This is a genomic window from Tetzosporium hominis, from assembly GCF_002265435.1.
Lineage (GTDB): Bacteria > Bacillota > Bacilli > Bacillales_A > Planococcaceae > Chryseomicrobium > Chryseomicrobium hominis.
Genome location: NZ_NOKQ01000101.1, coordinates 1 through 250, shown reverse-complemented (window position 1 = coordinate 250; position 250 = coordinate 1). Strand labels below are relative to the sequence as shown.

Genomic DNA, 250 nt, shown 5'->3' with positions numbered 1-250 from the left:
TAATTGCCGATGTGCGGAACAATGTCGATATGATTTATTCACCGACATTTGTGGTGCAGGCACGTCATGATCACATGATTAATACTGAAAGCGCCAATATTATTTACAACGAAGTGGAAACTGATGATAAACAGCTGAAATGGTACGAGGAATCTGGCCATGTCATTACGCTAGACAAAGAACGTGACCTCGTCCATCAGGATGTGTATGAATTTTTAGAGAAGCTCGATTGGTAATCAACAGGAGGTTG

General features: G+C 41.2%; 1 protein-coding gene. It reads left to right on the top strand.

What is annotated here, in order from left to right; all coding sequences use genetic code 11:
- Positions 1–236, top strand: a 236-nt coding sequence (locus tag CF394_RS00365; RefSeq protein ID WP_207761661.1) for an alpha/beta hydrolase, incomplete at its 5' end; no start/stop codon positions are given.
- Positions 237–250 lie beyond the last annotated feature (14 nt).